General features: G+C 63.0%; 6 protein-coding genes and 1 pseudogene. 2 read left to right on the forward strand and 5 right to left on the reverse strand.

Annotated elements, in window-relative coordinates; translation table 11 throughout:
* From AC1DQP_RS14895 to AC1DQP_RS14905, 3 genes and pseudogenes are all read right to left on the reverse strand, one after another.
* Nucleotides 1-476, reverse strand: a pseudogene (locus tag AC1DQP_RS14895) (1,4-beta-xylanase); the annotation flags it as partial.
* A gap of 110 nt (nt 477-586) precedes the next feature.
* On the reverse strand, nt 587-1,732 hold the full coding sequence (locus tag AC1DQP_RS14900; RefSeq protein ID WP_457320088.1) for an aldose epimerase family protein: 1,146 nt from the start codon (nt 1,730-1,732) through the stop codon (nt 587-589).
* A gap of 93 nt (nt 1,733-1,825) precedes the next feature.
* Nucleotides 1,826-2,755: a 2-dehydro-3-deoxygalactonokinase gene (locus AC1DQP_RS14905; RefSeq protein ID WP_457320086.1), complete on the reverse strand. Its 930-nt coding sequence runs from the start codon at nt 2,753-2,755 to the stop codon at nt 1,826-1,828.
* A 104-nt stretch (nt 2,756-2,859) separates the two neighbouring features.
* On the opposite strand from AC1DQP_RS14905, the gene AC1DQP_RS14910 reads away from it, so the two are divergent.
* Both AC1DQP_RS14910 and AC1DQP_RS14915 read left to right on the forward strand, forming a co-directional pair.
* Nucleotides 2,860-3,870, forward strand: coding sequence for a glycoside hydrolase family 43 protein (locus AC1DQP_RS14910; RefSeq protein WP_478051898.1), 1,011 nt, complete (start codon nt 2,860-2,862; stop codon nt 3,868-3,870).
* 602 nt (nt 3,871-4,472) lie between these two features.
* The gene (locus AC1DQP_RS14915) at nt 4,473-4,925 is read left to right on the forward strand and encodes a hypothetical protein (protein WP_478051899.1); all 453 of its coding nucleotides are present in this window, start codon (nt 4,473-4,475) and stop codon (nt 4,923-4,925) included.
* A 123-nt stretch (nt 4,926-5,048) separates the two neighbouring features.
* Here AC1DQP_RS14915 and AC1DQP_RS14920 read toward each other — a convergent pair whose 3' ends face one another.
* Both AC1DQP_RS14920 and AC1DQP_RS14925 read right to left on the reverse strand, forming a co-directional pair.
* Complete coding sequence (locus AC1DQP_RS14920; protein ID WP_457321661.1) at nt 5,049-5,345, reverse strand: hypothetical protein; 297 nt, start codon at nt 5,343-5,345, stop codon at nt 5,049-5,051.
* Complete coding sequence (locus AC1DQP_RS14925) at nt 5,330-5,809, reverse strand: glycoside hydrolase family 15 protein (RefSeq protein ID WP_457321663.1); 480 nt, start codon at nt 5,807-5,809, stop codon at nt 5,330-5,332. The genes AC1DQP_RS14920 and AC1DQP_RS14925 overlap by 16 nt, the downstream gene beginning before the upstream one ends.
* Between the last annotated feature and the right edge of the window lie 417 nt (nt 5,810-6,226).

Consider the following 6,226-nt stretch of genomic DNA (forward strand, 5'->3'; position numbering starts at 1 on the left):
ACCAGCAAGTGGCGGCTCGGGCTCTGCACCCAGCCGGAGTTGTGCACGCCGGGAATGGGGCGGTGCTGCGGGCCCAGCTTCGGGTCCGGGTCCCAGCAGCTGTCGAACAGCACCAGCATCGGGCGGATGCCATGCTTTTCAGCGATGCTCAGGAACGTATCCACGCGCTTGATGAAGCCCTGCGGGTCCTGCTGCCAGAGCAGATCGTGGAGGTACACGCGCATGGTGTTCATGCCGAACTGCTCGTGCGCCCAACGAAGCTCGCGGTCGATGGCTTCCGGGTCGAAAGTGTCGGCCTGGAACATTTCCAGCTGGTTGATGGCGTTGGAGGTGGTGTAGTTCGCCCCCACCAGCCATTCCTGCTTCGCATACCAGCTTTCAGCCTGCGCCGGCGTCCAGCGTGCGGCTTCGGTCGCATGCGCCATGGGCGCAACGGCGAGCAACGTCGCCAGCAAGAGGGAAGGCCACTTTCGCATCAGATGCATCTCCTTGGATCATGAGCTGCCCGTCCTGGCGGAAACCGGGAGGCGGGCGCTACGTGGTGGTGGTGCCGGCACAGAGACCGGCAGGTGCGCAGGGCGCGGGATCAGCGGCGTTGGTTGGCAGCGCGGTCCGTAGTGAAGTCGTAGACGATCCGGTTCAGATAGGTCTCACCCGGCGCCAGTCGTGCCGAGCCGAAGGCCGGCTGATTCGGGGTATCGGGGAACAACTGCGGTTCCAGCGCGATCGCATCGCCTTGGCGATACACGCGGCTACTCTTGCCCACCGTGCTGCCATCCAGGAAGTTGCCCGAATAGAACTGCAGCCCTGGCTGAGTGGAGAGCAGCGTCATCACGCGACCGGAGCGCGGGTCGTGGACACGGGCAACTTCCCGCAGTTCACGCACCGGCGCCTTGCTGATGACCCAATTGTGATCGTAGCCCTGGCCGTGCAGCAGTTGCGGTTCGTCGCCCCGGCGCAGGTCGCGACCGATCGCCTTGGGCGTGCGGAAATCGAACGCGGTCCCTGCCACCGGCTGCAGCACCCCAGTGGGAATCAACGTCGCATCCACCGGCGTATAGGCGCTGGCCGGAATGGTTAGCTCGTGCCCCATCGCCGAGCCCGATCCCTCACCGGAAAGATTCCAGTAGGAGTGGTTGCTGAGATTGACGATGGTGGGCGCGTCGGTGGTGGCGCTGTAGTCGATCTCCAGCCGGCCATTGCCCTTCAAGGCATAGGTCGCGGTGACCGTGAGTGTGCCGGGGAAGCCCATGTCGCCATCGGGACTGACATGCCGCAAGGTGGCGTGGTCCGGTGTGACGTCCACGACCTGCCACACCACCTTGTCGAATCCCCGGCTTCCACCGTGCAGGCTGTTGGGACCATTGTTGACGGGGACCTGGTAGGTCTTCCCATCGAGGGTGAAGCGGCCCTTGGCAATCCGGTTGGCGAACCGGCCGACGATGGTGCCGAAGTACTGCGGTTTGTCCAGCGTGGCTTGCAGATCTTTGTCGCCCAGCAGCACGTCGGCGAACGCACCATCGCGGTCCGGGACTTCCAGCGAATGCAGTGCCGCGCCCAGGGTCAGAACCCGGGCCTGCATGCCGCTGCCATCGCGCAGCAAGATGGATTCCACTTTGGTTCCATCCGGCAACTTGCCCACCACCGTCCGCTCCTGGCCCTCGGCGACACCCGCTGCGGAAAGTGCCAATACGCCGATCAATCCTGCCGTTTTCCCCTTGCCAGCACGCATTGCTCAAGACCCCTCTCGATGTCGTGGAGCGTACAAAAACATATAATCAGACAATACGCACGTTGCGACGCAACAAGCGCTCAATGCGGACCGTCACTGCGTTGCGGCAGTCATCGCATGGATGGCCGAAAAGCCGCGCACCACAGCGTCCGGTGACGCGGTCGGCCGCGCTGCGATGCCCAGTTCGGCCAATGCCGCCTGGTAGAGCAGGTTGACCGGACCGGAACCGACCAAGGGCACCGACGCATCTCTCAGGGAAGGAAACAGCGCCAGCGCGTCGGCGATCTCCGCGCCGACCAGCAGGCCGCGCAGGTACGAACTGGTCTGGTCGCGAGGCAGCGCACGCCGAATCATCTTCGCGCGAACGCCGAAGAGCAGGGCGCCCAACCCGAGCGGACCGTTTGCCGCCGCGCGCACGCCTTCGGCAAAGGCCGCCCCGGGTGTGCCGGGCCCCTCAAGCACGGATGCCAGCAGGCCGGCGCTGGCCAAACGGTCGAACAGTTCACCCGACATCGAGGTCATGAAACTGTCCACACGCCCATCGATGAGCTGTATCCACTTCGTGTGCGTACCCGGCAGGGCGACAATGGCATCAAGGCCGATGTTTCCACCACTGAGCAAGCCCAGCAATTCGGTCTCCTCACCACGCAGGACATCGGGCGCACCGTCGACGGGGCGCACACATGCCATGCCGGGCACGATGCTCACATCCAGCGTACCGATGCGGGCGGATACTAGGCTTAGCGCGACCGCCTCCACGCCCGCAGGACAATCCACATAGCCGGCATCGATCCAACCAACGTTGGAACCGATCATGCCGGCGGCATAGGCATGGCCCGCGTCGGGCCACCGTGCCCGGATCGCATCGGCGGCGGCGGCCATGCCTTCGCGCTGCAGCAGTGCCACTCCGACGGGCATCTCGTATGCGTCCAGCCTTCGTCCATCGGCCCCGATCAGGTAGGCCCGCAGATTGGAGCTGCCCCAGTTGATGCCAATGATGCTGTCCGTGTGACGCTGCTGCATGGCGAATCCTCAAGGCGGACGGAGTGTTGCCTATTGTCCGATTATATGATTTGGTTGTGCGGCGCTGGCAAGCCTGTCAGCGCGGCATTCCACGGGAGGGGAAGATGTTCAATGGCACGCTTCGTGCGCTGGTAGTCACGGCGCTCCTGCAGGCATCTGGCGGCGTATCCGCCATAGCGCCGGCAACGGACAATCCACTTCTGCTGTCCGGGCCGGACCCTTGGATCACCCGCGAGRGCAAGATTTTCTACTACATGGGCACACACGGCGACCGGCTGGCGATCCGCGCCACCACCGATCTTGCCAAGCTTGATGCGGCACAGGAAATCACGGTGTGGCGGCCACCGGCGACCGGACCCAACGCCACCTCGATCTGGGCCCCGGAACTGCACCGCATCGAGGGCAAGTGGTACATCTACTACACGGCCGCCGCCAGCGGCATTGCCGGAGGGCAGGAAGACGCACACCGCGGCGTGTTCGTGCTGGAGAACAGCAGCGGGGACCCCACCACCGGCGAATGGCGCGACCGCGGCCGCCTGGCCACTGCCCATCCTGGAATAGATGGCACGACCTTTAGCACCGGGGGAAAGCGCTATTTCGTTTACTCCCCCTATGTTGGCCCGGACAGCGTGCTGGCCATCGTGGCCATGTCCAATCCCTGGACATTGACTGGAGCGGAAACCATCATCGCGCGCCCCGACCAGACTTGGGAGATGAAGGGTGGACGGCAGATCCTGGAAGGTCCCGAATTCCTGGAGGGCCCTAACGGTGACCTGTTCTTGACCTACTCAGGCAGCGCCTGCTGGTCCGATGATTACGCCATTGGCCTGCTGCACGCCAAAGCAGGCGCCGACCCCTTGGATGCAAAAGCGTGGTCTAAGGAAAAGCACCCTATCTTGGCGAAGAACCCGGCCGGCAATGTATATGCGCCGGGACATAACGGGTTCTTCCAGATGAGTGACGGAACGCCATGGATCGTGTATCACGCCAATCCGGGCCCTGAAATGGGTTGTACGCCCGAACGTTCGCCGCGCGTGCAGCCAGTGCATTGGGATGAGGAGGGCAGGCCTGCACTAGACCTGCCTGTAGGGAAGAGCGCCAAAGTGCTCAAATAGCTTCGGTGGGGCGGATGTTCGAACTGACAAGAGCGCCCCAGGCATAGGGCTCAATACTCGGTTTATGGTAGCCAAACGCTTTAGCGCTCGGCTGGGGGCATTGCGCGCGCTGCCGCCGAGGCGTTCTCGGGACTCAGTCGCTCAATACTAGATTGAGCCCAGGAGAATATTCGCACGGCACATCGATACGTCACTGGATGCGAGTCGAGGGTGGATAAATTGGGCACCGCGCCCGGCAGTGGCAGGATGGATGAGGATGCAATTTTCGAATTCCGCGGCGGGTCACCGGTCCGGACCGCCTCGCCGGCGTTGCGCCTAGCTGCATATCAGACCGCTCGCGGATCAGAGGTGCCACGAAGAGCTGGCAGCTGCGGCGATCGGACGGTTCGGGTTGGAGATCATCAAAGGATTGGTGGACTGAGCGCGTCCAGGCGTGGTCCGTGCGCTTCGCGGTGCCTAGTGAATCCTCATGTTGGTTCATTGGCCAGCCAAGATGGCAGCGACGATGACTTGGCCTCTACTTCTGTGACTGGGAAGCCGGTGGGTATAGGATGGTTGGGCGCGGGTCCGAGCACGCCAGCCGGGATTGAAAGGAGATACCCATGGAACTGCTGCCGAAGGCGATAGCTGACGGGCGGGGCAAACTCTATGTGACCCTCCCTGAGTTTCGAGAAGCTTTTAGACAAATGTGCCAAGCGGTCGAGCAGCTCCCGAAGGCCGTCATTGACCGCGGCAGGGCTTTGGCCTACCCGCAGTTGCATCACGCCTGTGTTCAGGGCGACATCGAGCTGGTCGAAGCGTTGCTAAGCCGAGGTGTAGGGCCTAACAGCTATCCTTTCACGGAAGACGAAGGCGATGAGCCGCCTCTGGTTTGGCTGGTGATGGCAGAAGAGATGAAGATTGACGCGAAGATATCTGTTGCGTCCGTCCTCATTCGATATGGCGCGGATGTGGAGGAAGGGGATGCCCTCTCGTTGGCACAGCAACTGGGAGACTGGCCCTTCGCAATTTACCTAGAGGAGGCGGGGCGAGGCCAGCCACCAACGGCTGCATAGGTGCTAGGTGAGTGCGAACAGGGGCAGTGCATACCCGAAGCGGTAGCAACCTGGGATAGAGCCAACTCTCGCGCCGGCCCTTTCAACGCCCCGGGGAACATCGGCCTAAGTGGGTGCGCGGCGCTACTCGCCATCCACCGCATCAGCAGCATGCACCAAGGCCAAGTGGCTCAGGCCCTGCGGCGTGTTGCCCAGCCCCCCGTTGGCTTGGGGATTCCACATCTCCGGCATAAGGCCCAGGTCATTCTGGACGCGGGCCAGCAGGGCGCCGAACAAGCGATTGGCTTCTTCCGTCTCGCCCAGCAGGCCGTAAGCTTCCACCATCCAGAACGCGCAGCTGATGAACGTCCCTTCGCAGTCCTGCATGCCGCTGTAGCGCCAAAGCAGATCGCCGCTTTCATCCGTCAGTTCGCGCCGCATGGCCTCCCGAGTAGCGGTGAAACGCTCCCGGCGCACCTCGCCCAGCCGAAGCGCGAAGCCAGCATCAGGCTCGCGTCCAGCCGGCCGCTGCCGGCATGCATCACGTAGCTCTGCTTTGCCTCATGCCAGCAGTGCTCGTCGATCCAGTCCAGGATGCGTTCCTTCTCGCGCTGCCAGCGCGGCAGACGGGCAGTGGTGATGTGGCCAGCTTCGGCGAGTTCGCAGGCTCGGCGGAGCGCCATCCAGCATTCCACCTTGGACATCGTGTAGTGCTGCGCGTCGCCCAGTTCCCAGAAGCCGCTGTCCTTGCGCATCCAGTTGTCGGCGCATTCGTCAGCCAGTTCGAGCAAGAGCCGGGCAGTGTTGGGGTCGAGGATGTGGCCCGCATCGATCATCCGGCTGCCCATTTCCAGGACGTCACCGTAGGCGCAGGTTCTCAAATGATCTACGGCGGCGTTGCCCATGGGGACCGGTTTGCTGCTCCGGTAGCCCGGCACTCCGGTGTACCGTTCTTTTTTCGACCGCTTGCCCGGTAGGGTGTGACACGGCGCCAGCTAAGATGGTGGCGACCGGCGTTGGTTATAAGCCATATGGGCCGGCGTTTGCATCCGGCAGTGAGCCCAGGCGCAGAAAGGCCCTGATGATGTAAATGAGATGGCGCACCCAAGGAAAACGGCGGTCCCGGCTCTTGTCGCGACTGATTCGTTTGAGCAGCGAGGCGCTCACCGCTGTTGATGGCGCCGGTGGGGAACAGGTACAGAAACCTCAGCGCGAGCGCCGAGCGGATGACTTCGGGTGTGGCTGTTGATGAACTGAGAATCCTCGGTCCACGTTTGCCATTCGCAGTCTGATTGGTAGATTCCGGTGACGCTCGACCAGGG

It is taken from the genome of Stenotrophomonas sp. P5_A8, assembly GCF_056400545.1.

What these genes read in the sequence shown, in the direction of transcription:
- AC1DQP_RS14900 (WP_457320088.1), bottom strand. Translation starts at nt 1,732, where the DNA reads ATGCGTGCTGGCAAGGGGAAAACGGCAGGATTGATCGGCGTATTGGCA.
- AC1DQP_RS14905 (WP_457320086.1), bottom strand. Translation starts at nt 2,755, where the DNA reads ATGCAGCAGCGTCACACGGACAGCATCATTGGCATCAACTGGGGCAGC.
- AC1DQP_RS14915 (WP_478051899.1), top strand. Translation starts at nt 4,473, where the DNA reads ATGGAACTGCTGCCGAAGGCGATAGCTGACGGGCGGGGCAAACTCTAT.
- AC1DQP_RS14920 (WP_457321661.1), bottom strand. Translation starts at nt 5,345, where the DNA reads ATGCGGCGCGAACTGACGGATGAAAGCGGCGATCTGCTTTGGCGCTAC.
- AC1DQP_RS14925 (WP_457321663.1), bottom strand. Translation starts at nt 5,809, where the DNA reads ATGGGCAACGCCGCCGTAGATCATTTGAGAACCTGCGCCTACGGTGAC.